Below are 19985 nucleotides of genomic sequence, written 5' to 3' on the forward strand. Positions count from 1 at the left end.
GGTCTGTGAACCCTAAGGCGAGATTTTTAACTATAGTCACTCCATTGAGCTTAATGCTAAATAGCCATATCAGCCAAAATAAAGCGTATTATTTTAGTTGCTCAGGAAAACAGCGCGGCCACTTCATTCCAGCGTGCCTCGCTTTCTGCCACCAGTAACTTACCTGTGTTCTGCGGTGCATATTGAGAACCATCGAGCATGCGTGCAACAGCTCCGGCTTCCTGACTGATCAATAGCCCTGCCCCATGATCCCAGAGGTTTAGCGTACCCTGAAAGATAACAAAGGCCGTGGCGCCGGTGTTTAGCAGGCGATACTCCGCTGCGGCACAGCGATAGTCCATTACCCGGCCCATTTGCATTACGGCCTGAATGGCTCGCGGCCGGTCTTCACCCTTAGACACCCCAAATGAAAAACAGCCCATGGTCTCACTAAGTGGCAGCGAAGACTGATGGCCAGCTTTCAGGGGGCGGTCCTGCCCGTCTACCCGATCAAAAGCCCCCTGGCCTTTAATGGCCCACATATAATCGCCGCTGATAGGTTCAAAAATGATCCCGGCTACCACTTCGCCATGACTGGCGACACTCAGCATAACGCCAAAATTAACCGAGCCATTGGCGTAGTGCCAGGTGCCATCAATGGGGTCTAATACAAAGCTTAGGGCTGCTTTGCTGAATTGAGACAAAGCTGCTGGATCCTGGTAAACACTCTCTTCGCCAATGAGCAAGGCATCCGGATACAGTGCGCGGAGTTTATCCAGAATAAAGGTTTCGGCTGCCTGGTCTGCAATCGTTACCAGGTCGTGATGATTTTGCTTCTCTTCAACCTGATCACTGCCCAGTTTTCTGAACCTCGGCATGATTTCGGTATCTGAAGCCTGGCGGCATATAGCGGCTAATTGGTGCAGTTGTTCGCTGTTCAACATTGTGGCCCCGTTGATGTTGGTTAGTCTGTCTATACTGACATCATTGAGGGGATGTACCAGTGATCTTTTCATGAACGTTTCGTGGTGATCCGCTATCAGCTTACAACGGCTAACATAAAGCTGAATGAGATGATGATTAAAATAACCCACAGACTGATCTACAATGCCTGACCGGTTATCGGTGCCGTCATTGCGGTTCACTTTTTTCAGTAGAGTGCTAATGCTTAATAAATTGTTGTTATTGCCCGTAAAGGGCCTGGTTATTATTTTGCCCTTCGCCATTACTATTTACTTTTTGGTATGGCTGGTTAGTTCTACCGAGGCTTTGTTGTCGCCGCTTATTCCTGTGCAGTATTACTTCCCCGGATTGGGTGTAGTGACCGTCATTCTGGCATTAACGGCCATTGGTATTTTGATTAATGCTTATTTGTTTAACTGGGTAATTTTACTCGGTGAGCGTCTTTTTGCTCGCGTACCAGTGGTTAAAACCCTGTTTGGTGCGGTGCAGGATGCGGTAGAACTGTTTGAGGTTAAAAAAGAAAAGGAAGCCAAAAAAGCGGTTGCCGTTGAACTGGATAATGGCATTAAACTGGTGGGTTTTATGACCAGTGAAAAAGTGGCGAATAAACTCTTTCCCGGTGAAGATAAAGTGGCTGTGTATCTGCCGTTAAGCTACCAGATAGGGGGTTATACCATTTACCTTGAACGAGACCGGATAACACCGCTGGATATTGATGTTGAAACGGCCATGCGGATAGCGGTGACTGGCGGTAACTCGATTGAGAAAGACGCTAAATAGGCTGTAGCTAAGTGTCTGTCCAACCTGGATATCGGAGCGTTTACTTATGAAGAAAACTATCAAAAAGCTCGATAATAACGTGGTTAAAGCGCTCACTCTGGTCTGCGAAACTGCCAAGGACTGGCAGATTGGTTTTGTGTGGCTCACTCATACTGCCCGCTATGAGCAGTTTCCGGGCAGCCTGATGGTGACCTGCGTATTTGAACATGATGAAGACGTACGCAAGCTCACTATTGAGGAAAACGATAAAAAGCTTCGCCAGTTGATTCAGCAGCATCTGTTGAAAGTAGGGATTAAGGTAAAGGATATCCGCCGACATGTGTGTTTCGACAGTGAGGAGAGCTGTGAGCGTGAGCACAATGGTGACTGGCAGAAAAGGTTAGTTCACTGCTAAAGGGATTTATGAGCAATTTGTCGGGGAAGCTATTTTAGCTTGATACATCTGCTTTTTATGTGGTTCTGTTGTGGCGAATTGTTGGTCGACAAAAAGTTTAGGGAAAGCGTAGGCTCGTCATGGACGACGAGCCAGGGCAGGCGGGCAGGACGCCCGCTCTGCCTCGTTAGGTTTCCCCTTTTTGTCTACCAACATGCTGTTTCGCCACATAGAACTGAGCGGGGTCCAGGGGGGGCCTCACTGCCACCCCTGGGTGCTGTCGGCACCCCGACAAAAAGCGGAGATTTCAATCACCATTAATTTCGCCACAACAGAACCACAAAAAAGCAGGAAGTTTTAATCTTCAAAAGTAAAGGCAGTGCCCTTCGGCATCCGACAAAAAGCGGAGATTTCAATCACCATTAATTTCGCCACAACAGAACCACAAAAAAGCAGGAAGTTTTAACCTTACAAAAGTAAAGGCAGTGCCCCTCGGCATCCGACAAAAAGCGGAGACTTCAATCACCATTAATTTCGCCACAACAGAACCACAAAAAAAGCAGGAAGTTTTAACCTTCAAAAGTAAAGACAGTACCCATCGGCAGTAAAAAGCGTTTTAAAACATCATAAAATTTCACCATTACTGTCACACCTTATCCGGTTGCCGTTTCTAGGTAATACATCACTTGTGTTAATTACTTAAAAGGAAACTACTATGAACAACGCAACCCAGAGCAAACCTACTTTTTTCAAAAAATACGCACCGGCTTTCGTTGCAGGCAGCAGCGCATTTGTTGCAGTGATGGCGGGTAATCCAGCCTTTGCGCAAAGCTTAAAGTTAATAATTTTCGGTTGATGGCAAAAGGCCTGTTACCTGTTCAGTAACCGGCAGGTGCCAGCGCCAACTTTTATCCCCCAATATTACCCGTCTCGCTTCTTAAATATGCCGAGTTATCACCACATCCGCCACGAAATAGCGTAACCTATAGGCCCTCTTATTTTGTTTAGAAAGTAGCTTGTGGCCTGGATCTTTTTCACCCTGATGGCGGTGTTCTTTCAAACCTTTCGCAATGCCATCCAAAGTAAACTCAGCAGCACCGTGCCCACGGCCGGGGTCACCCTGTCGCGTTTTCTGTTTGCCCCGCCAATAGTTGCTGTTTATGTGTATCTGGTTTCCGCTCAGGAGGGGGACGGTGTCCCACAGTTCACGACTCAGTTTTGGGTGTATATCGTACTTGGTGCCTTATTGCAGATTGCTGCGACCTCGTTAATGGTTGTGTTATTTAAGCAGAAAAATTTTGCAGTGGGGGCCGGACTGGCAAAAAGTGAAGCACTGGTGGCCGGCGTTGTTGGCATGTTGTTCTTTGGCAGCGAACTAACCTTGTTGGGCTGGCTGGGCATTCTGGTTGGGGCTGTCGCGGTGTTTGTTTTGAGTGGCTGGCGGCGCGGCGGTGACTTATCGGCAAGAACCGTGGCCATTGGACTGGCCTGTGGGACCTGTTTTGCTTTGACCTCCTTGTATGCCCGGGAGGCCAGTCATGCACTGGGGCTGCCATTTGTGCAGGCTGCCGGTTGGGTGTTGTTCTGGGTACTGTCGCTGCAAACCGTCTTGCTTTGTGCATTTATCAGCGCCAGACAGCCGGATACTTTTAAACTGCTGGCAGCCCGTCCGGGGCTGGTGATCGCTGCCAGTGTAACCAGTTGCCTGGGCTCAATTGGCTGGTTTACGGCCATGGCTATGCAGCACGTTGCCTATGTGAAAACACTTGGGCAGCTTGAGGTCCTTACTACCATGCTAATCACTGTCTTGTGGTTTAAACAACCGGTCCGCCGTCATGAATTTGTCGGCTTAATTCTGATTGGTCTGGCGGCAATACTGGTTATGTGGACCTGATCTCGCATTCTTGGCCATGGCGCGCTAGGCTATTGTTATGGTGAGTAATAAAGGAAGACTCTTGCTCGATTATACCGACCCGGTGCTGCGGGAAGCATTGGCTGACTTAAAGCCGTTACTCAGTGAGGGAACGTCGGAATATCAGCTAATTAAGCAATTACAGCAGCCGCCCTGGCTGTTATTTGAAGGCGTTGAGCTAAGCGATCCGCTGGCCATGTTTCGTTGCCATTTTGTGCTGTTTAATGCGCTTTATTCGTTAAGTGACGAATGGCGAAAGCAGGGACTGGGCGAACTGGACATTCATACGCTTAATATCAAGCTGAAACCGGCTACCACCTTTGATGCAGCCTTAACCGGGCATGACGGCCTTAAAGCCTATTATCTTAACTGGGATAACTTTACCGACACCAGCGGAGCCGATGTGGAGGCGTTATTGGATGGCTTTTGGCAGCGCATGGCCGGGCGAGAGCTGTCGGACACTGAGGTGGTCAGGGCTAAAATCACACTTGAACTGAACAGCGAGGGTGAGGTGACGGTTGCTGAGCTGAAAAAGCAGTATCGTAAACTGCTTCAGCAGCATCATCCCGATAAAGGTGGCAGTACTGAAAAAACGCAGGACATTAGCCAGGCTTATCGGGTCTTAAGTCGTCACCTTAGTTAACTCACGAGTTGAGTGTATTGCTCAGCATCTTCCCGCTTGTCGATTTTATGCTGATCTTCGGAGCGGCCTTCCCGCCAGTAACTGGTAACATACACCTGCGTGCGGGGGACATTAAATTCCACATCCAGTGTACTGCGTATGGCGCGCATCGAGGAAAACTCGCAAGCTGCCCAGACCGCTGGCTCACCGTCAAGCCATTGGATATCCAGCAGACTTTTGGCAAGCCCCGCACTACCTGCCTGTACTAACCAGACAATCTCGATGCCTTCGGGAGCCTGCAGAGGCTGTTTATCGGCTTCGCTAACGATACTGATAATAGCGTAGCCACGAGTTTGTTCAGGCAGTGCTTCTAATTGTGCACTGATAGCTGGCATGGCCGTCATGTCGCCAAGCAGAATCACCCAGTCGTATTCAACGGCGAGCCCTTTGGACGTGCCGGGCCCTGCTACTACAATGGTGTCACCGGGCTTTGCCGATTGCGCCCAGTGAGAAGCGGGTCCGGCTTCAACGCCTTCACCGTGAAGCATAAAATCAACGGTCAGCGTATTGGAAGCGCTGTTCAGGCTGCGCACAGTGTATGTACGCATCAGTATTTTCTGGCCTTCTTCCGGTATGGTGGGCTGTGGTTCACCAAACTGGTTGAATAACAATTTGATGTAGCTGCCTGGCGGTGCATCCGGAAACGCACTTAAGTCGTCACCAGTAAGCACCAGCCGTTGTAAATTGGGCGTCAGGCGCTCTGTACTTAGCACCTGTAATTGGTAGTATTGCCGTTTTTTCATAGACACTCCTTATGATGGTCGGAAACCTTTCCTAATCGTCCGTGTAAAAAGGAGAGGGGGGCACAACACAAACCGCAAAAGCGGGTGTGTTCAGACAATTTAATCATACCTTTTTGCGACGCTGCCCGGCACTCATCGGACGCAGCGGTCAGGTTATCTGTCGATAATTATAAATGAGAATCATTTGCAATTAAAATTATCTAATCGAACGGGTCAATTCATAAAATAGAATGGCGGAAAGCGATTTACAGATGCCGGTAGCGAGCAAATAGTTGCTCCATCGCTTCGCGCCGTTGCTGAGGTTCGTCGTCCATCACGCCGTACAGGCGTATGCCATTATCGACCCGCTGCACGCCCATGGCGTAGCAATGACCGCCGGTACGTGGCAGCCATAATCGCTCATCACACATGACGTCTTTAATAATTGTGTTTTGTTGATCTACCGTCAGGCCGGTTAGTGAATAATGCAGGATCCAATCCTGCAAATCACAGGCGAAGTGAATGTTGTCGTTCAGTTTTGCGGCCAGTGCTGTTAGCCTGTTAGGCAGTTCTGCAGGGACCTGCGGCGCGTGGTTTTCCAGGGTGTCAGTCACCAACGGGCAGGACACTTCCACATCGGTTTTGCGTTCCATTATTCGGATCACCGGCTTTTTCAGCGGCCGGGCTGCGGTTATTACCGGGGTTAATGTCAGTGCCTGAGAGAGCGCCACGACCTTGCGGTTTAACGGCTGCTGGCCATGATACCAGGCGAGCAGGGCATTGATGGTTTCAGGATACTTCGACTCAAAAAAGATATGCTGTTTGGGCACAATGTGCAGATGCCGTATTTCGTCGATTAGCACCTGTTGTGCTGCCATTAACTGGCCTGGCCGGCCGATCAGGCGCAAGGCAAACTTCTTCACGTGATTGGCGGAGTCTTCCACGAAAACGCGCATATTGAAGGGTTTCATGGCGTCGCTTAAACGGGTCTGGGCCGACAGTAAACCATCGATATAACACTCAGGCAGCCACCAGCTAAAAATATAATCATCCTGCAGAGTATCACTGAAAAAGCGATGCTCTTTGGCAACGTAGGCTTTGTCGGTGCTATTACTCTTAGCGGTGCACAGTAGCGGCAGTTCGTCGGCTTCCACGCCGGCCAGCAGCAATGTGATGAGCTCAGGTTGGTAATACTGCGATTTATAGGCGGCCACGTCTTCTGCGCTGATTTCAGCCAACGTATCACAATAGCCACCCCAGTGGTGGTAGCAATCCGGTGCACGGTCGCCCCGCCAGATACTCATTTGCGTCTGGTAGTCAGAGGTAGCTTCATACATGGCTAACTCACGGGCAATGACCCCGTCACGCTCGCGCTTTATGTCGTCGGCACAATAGTCGATTTGCTGTAAGCCAGCATAGAGGTAGCCGACAATTTTGAGCAATACCGACTTACTCGGTGATACCGCATAAAAATAACTGTAACCGTTGTGGCTTGAGGCATTAATTTTTACTGGTAACACGCTGTTGGCGGCAAACAGGGCGTGACGCTGCTGGTAGCGATCAGAATAGCGGAACACCAGATGCTCAACCAGGTGAGCTATGCCGGAACTGTCTACAGCAGGGGTGGGCACTACAAAAGCGGCGCCGTATTCCTGCGCAGGTTGCTTGAAACTGACAACGTTGAGGCCGTTACTCAGGCGCGTCTGATTACCCATGGCTGACTCAGATTTCCGTTACTGGGATCTTTACTTTGGGGTCACGATACACTAATTCCCGCTCAGGCGTTTGAGATTTTGCTGCGGCTTCGGCCATTAAATGGTGCTGTGGTGACTTGGAACAGACCGGGTCGGTCTTGTACATATCGCCGGTTAACATATAGGCCTGACAGCGGCAGCCGCCAAAGTCGAGGTCTTTTTCGTCGCAGGTTTTACACGGTCCCTGCATCCAGTCGGTGCCTCTGAAATGGTTAAATGAAAAATCATCAAACCAAATATCCCGCACTGACTTTTCTTTTACGTTTGGAAAAGTGAGTGGCAGAATTTTTGCGCTATGACAAGGCAGAGCGCTGCCATCGGGCGCTACGGTTAAGAAGGTAGTCCCCCAGCCGTTCATGCAGGCCTTGGGACGGTCTTCATAGTAGTCTGGCGTGACAAAAATAAAGTGAGGGCCTTTGCCTTGCTGTTGGTCACGAAACGCATTGACCTTCGCTTCGGCTTCAATAAGCTGCGCGTGGCTGGGCAACAGATGATCACGGTTCAGGTAAGCCCAGCCGTAATATTGCACCGTTGCCAGCTCCACATAGTCACCTTCCAGTTCACAACACAGTGCCATCACTTCTTCAATCTGATGGATATTCTGTGCGGTCAGGCAAAAGTTAAGCACCATGGGGTACTCGTATTGCTTCACTAGTTTTGCCACTTTAAGTTTTTGCTCAAAGGAATGGCGCTTGTTGCCAATTAAATCATTGGCGTCGGCATTGGCGGCCTGAAAGCTTAACTGGATGTGATCAAGACCAGCTTCGCGTAATGCGGCAATACGCTTTTCGGTTAGGCCTATACCGGAGGTAATCAGATTGGTGTAATACCCTAATCCGCTGGCGTGCGCCACCAACTGCTCCAGGTCTTTACGTAACAGGGGTTCACCGCCTGAAAAACCGAGCTGTACAGCACCCATTTCACGGGCGTCGCTGAGCACATTTAACCAGGTGTCGGTGTCACATTCCTGTTCCCTTGAACCAAGGTTCACCGGGTTGGAACAATACGGGCAGTGCAACGGACACTCATAGGTCAGCTCGGCCAGTAACCATAACGGCGGACCGGGCCGGGGTGGATTGGCTTGGCCATTCTCAGACATAGTTTATCCAACGCTTTTGTTCGGCGTGTTCAAAAAAAGCAAAGACATCCTCTTCAATGCCTTCAGCATCGGGGAAGTCTGCCTCCAGCGCCGCAACAATACCGGCAACTGTTTTATTCCCATCTACCTGCAACAGGATAGCAGATGCGCTGTCATTGAGTTTTATCATGCCTTCCGGAAACAGCAGTACATAGCAATCCTGCGCCTTTTCAAACTGAAACTTAAACAGGCGGTTTAGCTTGGGCACCTTGGTGGCTAGTTCACTCACTTACATTAACCCCTTATGGCAAATACGCTGGTCGGCCACGCCGTGAAACGGACGGCGATCGAATTCATAGGCCAGACTAATGGCATCGGCCAGTGACCACAAGACGTCGAGTTTAAATTGCAGAATATTCAGGGCTTTTTCCTGCAGTTTTCGGGTCGTAAAGTGATCCAGGGTAATTTGTAATCCGTGCTCAACATCACGTCGGGCCTGGCTTAAACGCATTTGAAAGTATTTGAAGCCGTCTGCATCTATCCACGGATAGTGCGCTGGCCAGGTGTCGAGCCGGCTCTGATGGATTTCCGGGGCAAACATTTCAGTCAGTGAAGAGCAGGCGGCTTCTTCCCAGGTCGCACGGCGGGCAAAATTAACATAAGCCCCTACTGCAAACTTAACACCAGGCAACAGGAGCTTCTCATCAAGAATATCCTGGCGGTCGAGGCCCACAGCTTCGCCTAAGCGTAGCCAGGCTTCGATGCCACCTAAGCGCGGATCGCCTTCTTCGCCATCGTGATCCAGAATGCGTTGGATCCATTTACGGCGGGTCTGCATGTCGGGGCAGTTAGCCAGGATAGCGGCATCTTTAACCGGAATACACTGCTGATAAAAGAAACGATTGGCTACCCAGCCCTGAATTTGCTCCTTTGTACATTTACCCTGATTCATGGCCTGATGAAAGGGGTGATGTATATGATAATACTGGCCTTTGTCGCGTAGCTTTTGTTCGAATTCTTCTCTGCTCCAGGGGCGCTGTTCGCTCATGGGATACCTCTTTTATAGGGTGATTTGCATACCGTCGTATGCCAGTTCGATATCGTTGTCCGTTAAATACTGATGCGCCTCGGAATCTTCGTTCAGTACCGGATTGGTATTATTGATATGAATCAGCACTTTGCGATCGATGTTAAAACGATTAAGCAGGCTGACTGTACCGTCAGGCCCATTTACCGGCATGTGGCCCATCTGACTGCCCAACCGATTGCTAAAGCCTTTCTGAATCATTTCATCGTCGAGCCACAAGGTGCCATCGAACAGCACGCAGGACGCCTGATCGAGCATAGACTCTACCAGCGGACTGGCTTGTACACAGCCCGGCGCATAAAACAAACTCTTGCCACTGGCTGTATCAGTGATTTGCAGACCAATATTGTTACCCGGCACCACTTTATCCCGGTAACTCGAGTAAGGCGGCGCATTGGATTCCAGCACTACCGGGTTAAACACCAGCCCTTCTGCACCCTGTGGGGTAAAAGAGGCTTCATAGTCGGTATCAATACCATGGCGCTGCAGACCGCCGTGCCAGTGTTTGAGCATAGTGAACAATGGGAAGGCGGTGGTTAAATCTTCGTGTACTACATCGGTACAATACACTGGTAACGGTAGCCCTTCACGCAGTGTCAGCAGGCCGGTGGTATGGTCTATCTGGCTGTCGGTTAAAATAATTGAACGAATGCTGGTACCGCGTTGCTGGTCTTTATTTGCTGGCCAGAGCTCGGGTGTATGATTAATTTGTTGGCGTAAATCCGGCGAGGCGTTAATTAACACCCAGTCAGCGCCGTTGGCGCTAACGGCAATACTTGATTGCGTGCGGGGAGTGGCTTTAATTGAGCCATCGCGAACGCCCCGGCAGTTATCACAGTGGCAATTCCACTGCGGAAAACCACCACCGGCACCCGCACCTAGGATCAGAATCTTCATATAATGAGCCCTGATTGGTTACCTCACCGACAAACGGCTGCGGTAATAGTTGAATAAAAAAGCGTTACCAATAAAAAAGGCTGCACCACCATTAAGCGAAAGCGCAACCTTTTATAGGTCTTGTCGAGATGACGTTTCCGGAAAACTCGTTCCGGGCATGAAGCTATTATCTGTTGCTGATGTACAGAGTAACTTCAAAGCCTAAACGCATTTCAGTGTATTGAGGTTTAGTCCACATAACGGGCTCCTTATTAACTTCGTTTTAACACTTCTGTGATTGTAGGACTCGCCTCATGAAAAAAAAATCCTACTTTGGAACTACTTTTTATTATCCCTTTAGGGTAAAAATCCACAAGCATCCGTATTTATAGACCACTGTGGCGCACTTAAGTTGCTATAATTTCGTAAAAATTGTAACAACAGGGGCAGCGGCCTGCCGGTAGCACTGTTGCCGGTGCCATACTGAAAGCTGGTCCCGGCGATGTCGAGATGCGCCCAGGGGGTATTGCCGGCAAAGCGGGCTAAATAGCACCCGGCGGTAATCATTCCGGGGGAATTGCTGCCCGCATTTCGCATGTCGGCAAAAGGCGAGTCCAGTGCATCCTGGTAATCTGACCACACCGGCATAGTCCAGGCCCGATCGCCGCTTTCATCGCCGGCTTGTTGCAGTGCCTGGTTCAATTGCGGCGAATTGCCCATTAAGCCACTGGCATGACTACCGAGACTCACAATCTGAGCGCCGGTAAGGGTGGCCACGTCAATAATCAGAGCAGGTTGATGCTGGTTGGCATAGGTAATGGCATCACACAAAACCAGTCGGCCTTCGGCATCGGTACTGATAATTTCAACGGTTTGTCCGGACATCGTGGTAAGAATATCACCCGGCCGAAAGGCATCACCATCGGGCATGTTTTCGGCGGTCGCAATAACCCCGGTAACATTAATCGGTAGCCCTAGTTCGGCAACGGCAGCCATTAAACCAATTACCGATGCGCCCCCGCACATGTCGTAGATCATGTTTTGCATACCCGGCGGCTTCTTTAGGGTTATGCCGCCGCTATCAAAGGTAATGCCTTTACCAATGACCCAGATGGCGGGCACTTCAGGTTCGCTGCCAACGTAACGGATCACCGGCATACAACTTGGCTCGGCGGATCCTCTGCCAACCGCCAGATAGGCGCCCATGCCCAGCGCACCCAGTTGTGCTTCGTCCAGTACATCTGCAGACACCGTCGCATACCGATCGGCCAGGGCCATGGCACACTCGGCAAAGTAGGTCGGTGTACACAGATTTCCCGGCATATTGGCCAGATCGCGGGTATGGCATTTGCCGTTGTGTAGTGCCCGGGCATAGCGCAGTGAGTCGTTCAGTTTATCATCGCTGACCAGCAGCTCCACCGCTATTTCTTGGCGTGGCGATGAGTCAGTTTTGTACCCTGAAAACTGGTAGGAAGCATGAAAGAGTGCGTGTATCAGCCGGTCAGCACCTTGTAACCAGGCTGGGAGAAGAATCGCGGCTTTCGTTTGGTTCAGTTGTGCTAGCGTATTGGTGATCACGTTACTGATGCGGTTGGCACAAGCGGTGTCGATATCACTGTTAGTGTTCACTAACAAAATGCGTGAGGCTTTATATTCTGGAGAATTTATACACAGTAAGTGTTTACTTTCTGAATGCCAGTCACCCATGGTCTTATAATGTTCTATTAGGGCGGCAAGGTTACCCGGGTAAGGGTGTGAGGCAAAGCCGGATTGCCCGGCTGGCGCCAGAATGACCAGCAATTCCGTACTATGCTCACTGACATCAGCCATTGCAAGGTGTTGCGTTTGGATTATCACAGCAACTACTCCTGTGCTATTTTGGGGCGCTTAAATTTGCCACCAGTGTAACGGCTAACGACTGGTTTCGCTAACCGGATACAAGGGCTTGGGTTTACTTTTAGGCGCACGTTTAAAGGTAGCGATAAGCAGGCAGGCACTAATGAGGCCTATTCCAATCCAGCCTGACACTGAGAGTTTTTCGCCCACAATGGTGACAGCCAACAGCGCAGCAACAACCGGTTCCAGCAGAGTAATGGTGGTGGCCAGGCTCGCACGGACAACAGCCAGGCCTCTGCCAAATAGCAGATAGGCAAAAAACATCGGTACCACTGCCATATATAACCCTACCGAAAAATTATTCACTGAAGCCAGCAGTGGTGCGCCAGTGACCAATAATACGGGCATCAATAACAGAGCCCCCAGGCCAAACATACTGCCCATTGCTGCCCGTGACGTAATCCCCCGGTCGATTAACCGCCGGGCTATCCAGGAATACATTGCATAAGTAAAAGCGGCCACCAGGCCAAGGATGATCCCGACCGTGTTATCCCAGCTGGTGGCTGTGCTCTCAAAGGAGCTGGCAGGCTTTGCGGTCGCAAGGCACAACACTCCGGTGATACCAAACGCAATACTTATCAGCCATTTTCGGTTTAGTGATTGTTTGTCGAAGGTCCACTCAATTAACGCGGCAGCAATGGGCGCCAGGCCGATGGAGATTACGTTGCCAACCGCCACCCCCGAGAGTTTCATAGAGCTGTAAAATGCCAGGGGATAAATGGCGACATTCACCGCGGCTGCCAATACCAGCAAACGGTTGGAGAGTAGTGCAGTTTTATGACGGGCGGTGGGTCTGGCGGCCACTAATGCCAGTAACAGGCCACCGACCCCCATGGTTACAGACGCAATACCCAAAGGGCTCACCTGAGGGGCGAAGGTTGCCGCAGTGCCGGTGGTGCCCCATAGTACGGCAGCAATAACCACCGCGATGATGCCCGCAAAATAACCTGGCTGTGAACTCATAGTGCGCGCTCAATGAGTTTGTCTGCCATTGCTCTGGCGCGAGAGATGGCATTTACGTCACGTGAAAGGCCAGCCAGAGATATTGAGCCCTCGAGTAAAAAACAGATATGTTCGGCTAACGAAGCGGCGGCATTTTCGCTTTCTTCGGTTAAAGGCAATTCACTGAGCTGGTTTATTACGATTTCGCGGACTTGCTGTTTATGGCGGTTTACGGCTTCCCGCTCCGGACTGCCTGCCGGCATTTCTGCCGCTGCATTTAACAAGCCACAACCACGAAAACCATTTTGATAGTCGAACTCAGCGTGATCCTGGTAAGCATCGAATACGGCAAGTACGCGTTCCCAGCCGTTAGAGAGGTTGGCAGAACGCTGGGCAAACAGGTCGAGCCATTCCTGATGACGGGCATCGATGTAGGCGGCAATCAGGTCGGATTTGGACTTAAAGTTATTATACAGCGACATCTTGGCAACGCCGGCGCGGGTGATCACCGCGTCCACACCAGTGGCGGTAATCCCGTGGTCGTAAAACAATTCGCCGGCTGCTTTAAGCAACTTTTCACGTGCACTAACCCGGTTCATAATCGCCTCCATCATAACTATACAGACTAGTCTATATAGTTATGATGGAGGACACAAGTAAGACCACTTGAAAAAGGTCTTTCTCTTCTGTGTAGCCCATTTTTGTTGTGGTCTAGACTAACCATTCTAGTTCTGGGGAAAGGACCTGAACTGACTGGTAAAACAGGTAATGAAGTAAGACTCATACTGTTCAGAGAAAGACCCGACCGCAGAGCTATTGTTGATCTGAAGGCGTGGGCTGGGGCGCCGGTCTGGCACGTAAGTGCGTGATAGCAACCAGCGAAACAATTGCCAGTAAGACTGAGGCGGCAATAAAGGGCATCCTGTGTCCCATGTTATACAAGGTCGCCGCAATGGGCGGGCCAATAATATATCCCATGGCCGGTGAGGCGGTGATAAAGCCGGTAACGGTGGCCTGATTTTCTGGTTTGCAGCTTGAACTCGCCAGTGCCGCTATGGCCGGGTAGCTAATTCCCAGCCCACTGCCCAAAAACAGCATGGCAATATACAAGTGTGGCGTTTGTTGATGGAGATAAATAATAAGGTAGCCAATCGAGAGCAAGGGCAAGGCAATTTTAACCAGGTTACCCGGATGCATGCTGGTGCGTTGCACGAGCGCTACCTGAACCGTTAACGCGCAAATGGCACTTAACATCATAGCCAGCCCCACCGCTTGAGCGGCTTCGGTAGTGGTGAGTTTGTGGTGATCTATCAGAAAAAAGGCCAGCGATTGCTGCATCATCGCAATGGCAAGAAAAACACTGGCATTCATACCGATCAAAAGCGGCACATAGGGTTGGATGGTGCGAAGTCCTGGCTCTGTGGGTCTGGCAGTGCGAACGCTGGCTGGTGCATTATGTTCGTGAGGCAGAAACCGCCACACCAATATTACCGCAATCAGCGTCATTAAGGTGATCCCGTAAAGCGGCGCTAATAAATGAATGCTGACCATCAGGCCAGCGAAAGTCGGGCCAAGGATTTGCCCCAGACTATGGGCTGAGGAGACTTTGCTGATGGCTTTAACCCGCTCGGCATCGCTGCTAATGGCAATGGCCATCCCCACCACCGACGGCGGGGTTGCCGACATAATAGTAGCCTGTGCTGTGCGGGCAAAAAGCAATGCTACGAATAGGGCCGTACCTACCAGCCAGCCCTGAAAGCCGGTTAACCAAACAGAGGCAAAAATTAATGTCCCGATGGTGTAACCGCTGAGTCCGGTGATAAGGAGTCGCCGGTATCCCCGTCGCTTACCAATTCGCGACCAGAAAGCATTCCCCAGCGCGTACATCATGGCAGAGCTGGACATCAAAAAGGCCACATTGAACTCGCTTAATCCTACTTCGCGGCCCAAGGGTGGCAAGGTGGTCATGACAACCGACTGGCCCATGGCGGTGGCGAGCAGTGAAAAGAACAATAAGCGAAAGGTCATTTGTAAAAAAGCAGCTGCCCGAAATAATTCAATGAATTGCCATTCTAGCACGAACAGCAACCTTTCTCGCTTATATCAGCCGGTTAGATAGAGCGCACCGATCATTTAAGAGCTACCTGAAGGCAGTTGTTAATAAAAAAAACTTGTTATATTAGATATGGCGCATATATTGCTGCTATAGATTATGTTTTATTGTCTTAATGACGGTGATTATGAAGAGTATATCCAGCAAACTTGTTGCAATCAGTACGCAAAAACCGCTTTGGGTTTATGCCATTCTGTTGCTTTTAACCCTCGGTGTCGGCAGTCAGATCCCACGGATTACCATTGATACAGACCCGGAGAACATGTTGGATGCCGAACATCCTGCGCGGGTTTTTCACAACCAGACTAAAGCGAATTTTGGCATGTACGATGCCATCGTAGTGGGGGTGGTGGATGATAAAACGTCACAAGGTGTTTATAACCAGTCATCTTTGACTGACATATTTGACTTAACTGAGTCAATTTTGGCAATTGATGGGGTCGTGGACGCCGACCTGATGTCTATTTCGACGGTCGACAATATTTCTCAGGCCGGACCGGGCACCATTCGTTTTGAATGGATGATGCCAAATCCGCCAGCTGATCAGGCGGCAGCACAGCAGATACAAACCAATATTGAACGCCTGCCGTTGTTATACGACACACTGGTATCAAAAAACGGTAAGGCGGCAGCGATTTACGTGCCGATTCTGGATAAAAACGAGAGCTATCGGATTGCCGAAGAAATCCGCGCTGCCATCAATCAGTTTGATGGTACCGAGCAGTGGTATATCACCGGATTACCGGTGGCGGAAGACCAGTTTGGTTTTGAGATGTTTGTACAAATGGGGATCTCAGCACCACTGGCGGGGCTGACCATCTTTATTCTGCTGTTTATTTTCTTCCGTAATATTCCTCTTATCATTGCGCCTATGGTGGTGGCCATGGCGACGGTGATCGTCACCATGGGATTGTTGATTGGTTTCGGTTTTACTGTGCATATTATGTCATCGATGATCGCCATCTTCCTGATGCCGATCGCGGTGGTCGACTCGGTGCACATTTTGTCGGAATTCTCCGACCGCTATAAACCCGGCGAAGATTTAAAAGCGGTGGTTAAAGAGGTGGTTGGTCACCTGTTTACCCCAATGCTGTTTACCTCGATTACCTCATCGGTTGGCTTTTTCTCGCTGATGCTGACGCCTATTCCACCGGTGCAGATTTTTGGTGCCTTTGTGGGCTTTGGGATCCTGTTTGCGTTTCTGGTCACTATTGTGTTTATTCCGGCTTACCTTTCACGCATGAGTGATAAAGCACTGAATAACTTACAAGATGCCTTGCATCAGGACGGTAATGGTGATGGTTCGCGGATTGCGCGCATCGCTCGAGGGCTGGGTAAAATTGCTACAGGTTATAAAGGGACTTTACTGGTCGCGTTTGGCGTCATTTTCGCGGTGTCGGTATGGGGCGTTATGCAAATCCAGATCAACGATAATCCGGTACGCTGGTTTAAATCCGACCATGAAATTCGCGTGGCCGACCGCGTATTAAACGAGAACTTTGCCGGTACTTACAATGCTTACCTGGTATTAACTGATCGCTCTGAGCAGGTAACGCCGCAGAGCATGCTGACTACCGATGCCATGCCCGCTTCACTAAGTGACTGGCGCGAAGAAACGCTGGCAACGGTGCAGGAAGGGGCGTCTACCGAAGCGCTGCAAAATCTGATTTTTGCTATCGACGATAAACTGTTTGATGACCTCACAAATGATGAAGCGGATTATCTCGATGCGGTAATGGCAAAAGTGGAAGCCGCTGACAGTCAGGGCAAAACTTTTCAAAGCCCGGAGCTCCTCGCCTACATAGAAAAGCTGCAGCAAACGCTGCAGGACTCCGGCTTAGTGGGTAAATCCAATGCGCTGCCGGATGTCGTGAAAGTAGTTAACCGCGAGCTGCGCTCAGGCGAGCAGCAAGACTATACATTACCCGACAGCAGTAACGCCGTAGCCCAAACCTTATTGCAGTATCAGTCATCACACCGGCCAAACGATCTGTGGCATTTTGTTACCCCGGATTACCGTGCGGCATTGATCTGGTTACAACTGACCAGCGGTGACAACCAGGATATGACCGCTGTAGTGCAGCTAGTTAGTGACTATATAGACGCCAATCCGTTGCCTGCCGGCATTGAAGCCGACTGGGCAGGTAAGGCCTACCTTAACGTGGTGTGGCAGGAAAATATGGTGGCCGGCATGCTCGACAGCTTAATGGGCGCGTTTGTGATTGTGTTTGTGATGATGATAGTGCTGTTTCGCTCACTGGTATACGGTGTGCTGGCGATGCTGCCACTCACCATCACCATCACCTTTATCTACGGTTTGATTGGCATTGTGGGTAAGGACTACGACATGCCCATCGCGGTGCTCTCAGCACTGACACTCGGTTTATCGGTGGATTTCGCTATTCACTTCCTGGAGCGTGCCCGTGCTACTTTTAATGATACAGGCAGCGTTCAGCAAACTATGGCTATTATGTTTGAAGAACCGGCCACTGCCATTTCGCGCAATGCGTTGGTAATTGCGCTGGGCTTTACCCCGTTATTGTTTGCCCCGCTCGTGCCATACATCACCGTTGGTGTGTTTCTTGCGAGCATTATGGCTATCTCTGCCCTGGTAACCCTGTTGTTATTACCGGTGGTGATGAGTCTGGGCCGTAAAATCGTCTTTAAGTCGGCGAATTAAGGAGTGGTTATGAAATTCACACAATTTGCTAAAACAACCCTGGCTGCGACAATCCTGGCAGCCACCAGTCTGACATTTCTGACACCCGCTATGGCAGAGGTGAATGTAAACCAACTGATCAAAGAGGGCGAGAAGGCCGCTTACTATGCAGGTGAAGACGGTCGCTCTGATGCGCGTATGATGATTGTGGACAGTCAGGGCCGTAAACAATTACGCCAGTTCACTATTTTGCGCAAGGACGTGGAAGATAACGGCGACCAGAAAATGATGGTGTTTTTCTCTCGTCCTACCGATGTGAAAGACACGGTTTTCCGGGTAGAAAAACATGCCGATACCAATGTGGATGACGACCGCTGGTTGTACCTACCTGCGCTGGATCTGGTAAAACGCATTTCAGCAGGTGATAAGCGCACCTCCTTTGTGGGCTCGCACTTCTTCTATGAGGATGTCTCTGGTCGCGCCGTATCCCAGGATGATTTCTCGTTGGTAGAAGAAAACGCTGAGCGCTATGTACTCAAAGCGGTGCCTAAAGATCCCGGCTCGGTGGAATTTGCTTACTACATCGTTGAAATCGACAAGGCGACCTCGTTACCGGTACTGATTAACTTCTACAAAAGCGACGATACCAACTACCGTCGAGTGGAGTCAGTACAGGTCGATGAGGTGCAGGGGTTCCCGACTGTCCTGCGCTCAAAAGTGTCTGATTTGACCAATGGCGGCTACACCTTAATGGAGTTTCGTGGCTCAGAATATAACGTCGGCTTGCCCGACGATGTGTTCACCGAGCGCAGCCTGCGTAACCCGCCAGTACAGTGGATAAAATAATGCGCCGCTTGTTGCTCAATATCGCGCTGGGTACTGCGTTGTTCAATGGCACTTTGCCAGTTATGGCGCAGGAAGCGCAGTCAACCGGTGACGAATGGGACGCCTGGGATGAATTTGACGAAGTCGAAGAGGTCTCGCCTTTTACCTGGGCAGGCTTTGGTGAAATCGCCGTGGGCCAGCGCTTAAGTGATGATCCGGCACTGCCAGCAGATAAAACCTTACGTGACCTGCGGGTGCAACTGCAGGCCGACTATACCCTGGATGCCTCAACACTGGCGTTTCGTGGTGACCTCTATTACGACGGCGTTCTGGACAGTGTGGAAGTGCAAATTCGCGAAGCGGCCTGGCAGGGTAATCTGGCCTTCTTAGGTGACTGGGGTAGCCAGTTCGACGCTAAAATAGGCCAGCAGGTATTAACCTGGGGCACCGGCGATTATGTGTTTTTAAATGACATGTTTCCCAAGGATTATCAGTCTTTCTTTGCCGGTCGGGACGACGAGTATTTAAAGGCGCCCAGCCTGTCGGCCAAGTTATCCGGTTATTTTGACTGGGTGAATGTGGATCTGGTGGTTACCCCCCAGTTTGAACCGGATAACGGCATTACCGGTGAATACTTTTCCTTTTTTAATCCACAGTTTGGAATGAATGTAGCGCCGGCGTTTGATGTGCTGGATAAAAACGAGCCGGATGACGCCGAATGGGCGTTGCGACTCTATAAAACCGTTGGCCAGACTGAGCTGGCCTTGTATGGCTACCGGGGCTACAACAAAACCCCTATGGCCGCCGATGAACAGGGCTTGCCGCGTTACAGCCGGTTAAATGTGTGGGGCGCCAGTGCCGTTAAGCCGTTTGGTCCGGGACTGGTTAAAGCGGAATATGCCTATCATGACGCCATTGAAGACAGTGACGGCACTAACCCTCTCGTGCCGAACACTCAGCACCGTTTTCTGGTGGGCTACGAGCAGGAGCTGATTGCCAATTTAACCGGTAGCGTGCAGTGGTACGCGGAGCACATTGTTGACCACGATGCGCTGCTCACCAATGCTTACTGGCCGCAGTACGAGCAGGAAGAAAGCCGCCATGTAGTGACAACCCAGTTAATGTACCGGGCGCTTAGGCAAACGCTGACCCTGAACTGGTTTAATTTCTATTCACCCACTGATAGCGACGGCTATATGAAGTTTCGCGCTACCTATTCACCGGTGGATGAGTGGCAGATAAACGGCGGGGTTAACCTGTTTTATGGTGATGAACCCCACACCTTTTACTCACAATTTAACGACGCCAGCAATGTGTATGCGTCTTTCCGATACTTTTATTAGG

20 protein-coding genes are annotated in these 19985 nt (G+C 50.4%); 8 read left to right on the top strand and 12 right to left on the bottom strand.

The features are described 5' to 3' along the window. Positions 1 to 101: 101 nt before the first annotated feature. A complete protein-coding gene (locus AC27IB_RS09835; RefSeq protein WP_296053782.1) occupies positions 102 to 995 on the bottom strand; it encodes an inositol monophosphatase family protein in 894 nt (297 codons plus the stop codon). A gap of 148 nt (positions 996 to 1143) precedes the next feature. Here AC27IB_RS09835 and AC27IB_RS09840 point away from each other — a divergent pair, with 148 nt between their 5' ends. The 5 genes from AC27IB_RS09840 to AC27IB_RS09860 all read left to right on the top strand — a co-directional run bounded on the left by AC27IB_RS09840 (position 1144) and on the right by AC27IB_RS09860 (position 4650). Continuing rightward, positions 1144 to 1722 (top strand): DUF502 domain-containing protein, encoded by a 579-nt coding sequence (locus AC27IB_RS09840; protein ID WP_487120605.1) that lies wholly within the window; start codon positions 1144 to 1146, stop codon positions 1720 to 1722. A 46-nt stretch (positions 1723 to 1768) separates the two neighbouring features. Next, positions 1769 to 2116: a Fis family transcriptional regulator gene (locus AC27IB_RS09845; RefSeq protein WP_487120607.1), complete on the top strand. Its 348-nt coding sequence runs from the start codon at positions 1769 to 1771 to the stop codon at positions 2114 to 2116. A gap of 694 nt (positions 2117 to 2810) precedes the next feature. After that, positions 2811 to 2951, top strand: a complete 141-nt coding sequence (locus AC27IB_RS09850) for a hypothetical protein (RefSeq protein ID WP_296053816.1) — start codon at positions 2811 to 2813, stop codon at positions 2949 to 2951. A 162-nt stretch (positions 2952 to 3113) separates the two neighbouring features. Further along, positions 3114 to 3989, top strand: a complete 876-nt coding sequence (locus AC27IB_RS09855) for an EamA family transporter (protein WP_487120609.1) — start codon at positions 3114 to 3116, stop codon at positions 3987 to 3989. 37 nt (positions 3990 to 4026) lie between these two features. Continuing rightward, positions 4027 to 4650, top strand: coding sequence for a DNA-J related domain-containing protein (locus tag AC27IB_RS09860; RefSeq protein WP_487120611.1), 624 nt, complete (start codon positions 4027 to 4029; stop codon positions 4648 to 4650). On the opposite strand, the gene AC27IB_RS09865 is transcribed toward AC27IB_RS09860, so the two are convergent. The 11 genes from AC27IB_RS09865 to AC27IB_RS09915 form a co-directional block, all read right to left on the bottom strand. Continuing rightward, entirely contained in the window at positions 4647 to 5432 is a 786-nt protein-coding gene (locus AC27IB_RS09865; protein WP_487120613.1) for a siderophore-interacting protein, read from the bottom strand. The genes AC27IB_RS09860 and AC27IB_RS09865 overlap by 4 nt on opposite strands. Positions 5433 to 5677: 245 nt before the next feature. Beyond that, positions 5678 to 7126, bottom strand: a complete 1449-nt coding sequence (locus AC27IB_RS09870; RefSeq protein WP_487120615.1) for an insulinase family protein — start codon at positions 7124 to 7126, stop codon at positions 5678 to 5680. 7 nt (positions 7127 to 7133) lie between these two features. After that, positions 7134 to 8264 (bottom strand): pyrroloquinoline quinone biosynthesis protein PqqE, encoded by a 1131-nt coding sequence (gene pqqE, locus AC27IB_RS09875; RefSeq protein ID WP_487120617.1) that lies wholly within the window; start codon positions 8262 to 8264, stop codon positions 7134 to 7136. Continuing rightward, positions 8257 to 8532, bottom strand: a complete 276-nt coding sequence (gene pqqD, locus AC27IB_RS09880; protein ID WP_487120619.1) for a pyrroloquinoline quinone biosynthesis peptide chaperone PqqD — start codon at positions 8530 to 8532, stop codon at positions 8257 to 8259. Before pqqD ends, pqqE begins: the two co-directional genes overlap by 8 nt. Beyond that, positions 8533 to 9291: a pyrroloquinoline-quinone synthase PqqC gene (gene pqqC, locus AC27IB_RS09885; RefSeq protein WP_296047883.1), complete on the bottom strand. Its 759-nt coding sequence runs from the start codon at positions 9289 to 9291 to the stop codon at positions 8533 to 8535. It lies immediately after the preceding gene. Positions 9292 to 9303: 12 nt separating this feature from the next. Beyond that, the gene (pqqB, locus tag AC27IB_RS09890) at positions 9304 to 10227 is read right to left on the bottom strand and encodes a pyrroloquinoline quinone biosynthesis protein PqqB (protein WP_487120621.1); all 924 of its coding nucleotides are present in this window, start codon (positions 10225 to 10227) and stop codon (positions 9304 to 9306) included. Between the two features lie 166 nt (positions 10228 to 10393). Beyond that, entirely contained in the window at positions 10394 to 10465 is a 72-nt protein-coding gene (pqqA, locus tag AC27IB_RS09895; protein WP_073324441.1) for a pyrroloquinoline quinone precursor peptide PqqA, read from the bottom strand. Between the two features lie 98 nt (positions 10466 to 10563). After that, complete coding sequence (locus AC27IB_RS09900; RefSeq protein WP_487120623.1) at positions 10564 to 12063, bottom strand: leucyl aminopeptidase; 1500 nt, start codon at positions 12061 to 12063, stop codon at positions 10564 to 10566. A gap of 54 nt (positions 12064 to 12117) precedes the next feature. Further along, complete coding sequence (locus tag AC27IB_RS09905; RefSeq protein WP_487120625.1) at positions 12118 to 13065, bottom strand: DMT family transporter; 948 nt, start codon at positions 13063 to 13065, stop codon at positions 12118 to 12120. Further along, positions 13062 to 13643, bottom strand: coding sequence for a TetR/AcrR family transcriptional regulator (locus tag AC27IB_RS09910; RefSeq protein WP_296047874.1), 582 nt, complete (start codon positions 13641 to 13643; stop codon positions 13062 to 13064). Before AC27IB_RS09910 ends, AC27IB_RS09905 begins: the two co-directional genes overlap by 4 nt. A 214-nt stretch (positions 13644 to 13857) precedes the next feature. After that, complete coding sequence (locus tag AC27IB_RS09915) at positions 13858 to 15123, bottom strand: MFS transporter (protein ID WP_487120627.1); 1266 nt, start codon at positions 15121 to 15123, stop codon at positions 13858 to 13860. Positions 15124 to 15284: 161 nt separating this feature from the next. Here AC27IB_RS09915 and AC27IB_RS09920 point away from each other — a divergent pair, with 161 nt between their 5' ends. From AC27IB_RS09920 to AC27IB_RS09930, 3 genes are read left to right on the top strand one after another with little or no spacing between them, the layout of a single operon-like run. Further along, the gene (locus AC27IB_RS09920) at positions 15285 to 17837 is read left to right on the top strand and encodes an efflux RND transporter permease subunit (protein WP_487120629.1); all 2553 of its coding nucleotides are present in this window, start codon (positions 15285 to 15287) and stop codon (positions 17835 to 17837) included. A gap of 9 nt (positions 17838 to 17846) precedes the next feature. Next, positions 17847 to 18662, top strand: a complete 816-nt coding sequence (locus AC27IB_RS09925) for an outer membrane lipoprotein-sorting protein (protein WP_487120631.1) — start codon at positions 17847 to 17849, stop codon at positions 18660 to 18662. Next, complete coding sequence (locus tag AC27IB_RS09930; protein WP_487120633.1) at positions 18662 to 19984, top strand: hypothetical protein; 1323 nt, start codon at positions 18662 to 18664, stop codon at positions 19982 to 19984. Before AC27IB_RS09925 ends, AC27IB_RS09930 begins: the two co-directional genes overlap by 1 nt. Position 19985: the final 1 nt, after the last annotated feature.

The sequence above is a fragment of the Alteromonas sp. 4NH20-0104 genome (genome assembly GCF_057547795.1).

Bases quoted from the DNA above. Each gene is read 5' to 3' on its own strand.
- AC27IB_RS09835 (WP_296053782.1), bottom strand. From the start codon at position 995: ATGAAAAGATCACTGGTACATCCCCTCAATGATGTCAGTATAGACAGA.
- AC27IB_RS09840 (WP_487120605.1), top strand. From the start codon at position 1,144: ATGCTTAATAAATTGTTGTTATTGCCCGTAAAGGGCCTGGTTATTATT.
- AC27IB_RS09845 (WP_487120607.1), top strand. From the start codon at position 1,769: ATGAAGAAAACTATCAAAAAGCTCGATAATAACGTGGTTAAAGCGCTC.
- AC27IB_RS09850 (WP_296053816.1), top strand. From the start codon at position 2,811: ATGAACAACGCAACCCAGAGCAAACCTACTTTTTTCAAAAAATACGCA.
- AC27IB_RS09860 (WP_487120611.1), top strand. From the start codon at position 4,027: ATGGTGAGTAATAAAGGAAGACTCTTGCTCGATTATACCGACCCGGTG.
- AC27IB_RS09865 (WP_487120613.1), bottom strand. From the start codon at position 5,432: ATGAAAAAACGGCAATACTACCAATTACAGGTGCTAAGTACAGAGCGC.
- AC27IB_RS09870 (WP_487120615.1), bottom strand. From the start codon at position 7,126: ATGGGTAATCAGACGCGCCTGAGTAACGGCCTCAACGTTGTCAGTTTC.
- pqqE (WP_487120617.1), bottom strand. From the start codon at position 8,264: ATGTCTGAGAATGGCCAAGCCAATCCACCCCGGCCCGGTCCGCCGTTA.
- pqqC (WP_296047883.1), bottom strand. From the start codon at position 9,291: ATGAGCGAACAGCGCCCCTGGAGCAGAGAAGAATTCGAACAAAAGCTA.
- pqqB (WP_487120621.1), bottom strand. From the start codon at position 10,227: ATGAAGATTCTGATCCTAGGTGCGGGTGCCGGTGGTGGTTTTCCGCAG.
- AC27IB_RS09905 (WP_487120625.1), bottom strand. From the start codon at position 13,065: ATGAGTTCACAGCCAGGTTATTTTGCGGGCATCATCGCGGTGGTTATT.
- AC27IB_RS09910 (WP_296047874.1), bottom strand. From the start codon at position 13,643: ATGAACCGGGTTAGTGCACGTGAAAAGTTGCTTAAAGCAGCCGGCGAA.
- AC27IB_RS09920 (WP_487120629.1), top strand. From the start codon at position 15,285: ATGAAGAGTATATCCAGCAAACTTGTTGCAATCAGTACGCAAAAACCG.
- AC27IB_RS09925 (WP_487120631.1), top strand. From the start codon at position 17,847: ATGAAATTCACACAATTTGCTAAAACAACCCTGGCTGCGACAATCCTG.
- AC27IB_RS09930 (WP_487120633.1), top strand. From the start codon at position 18,662: ATGCGCCGCTTGTTGCTCAATATCGCGCTGGGTACTGCGTTGTTCAAT.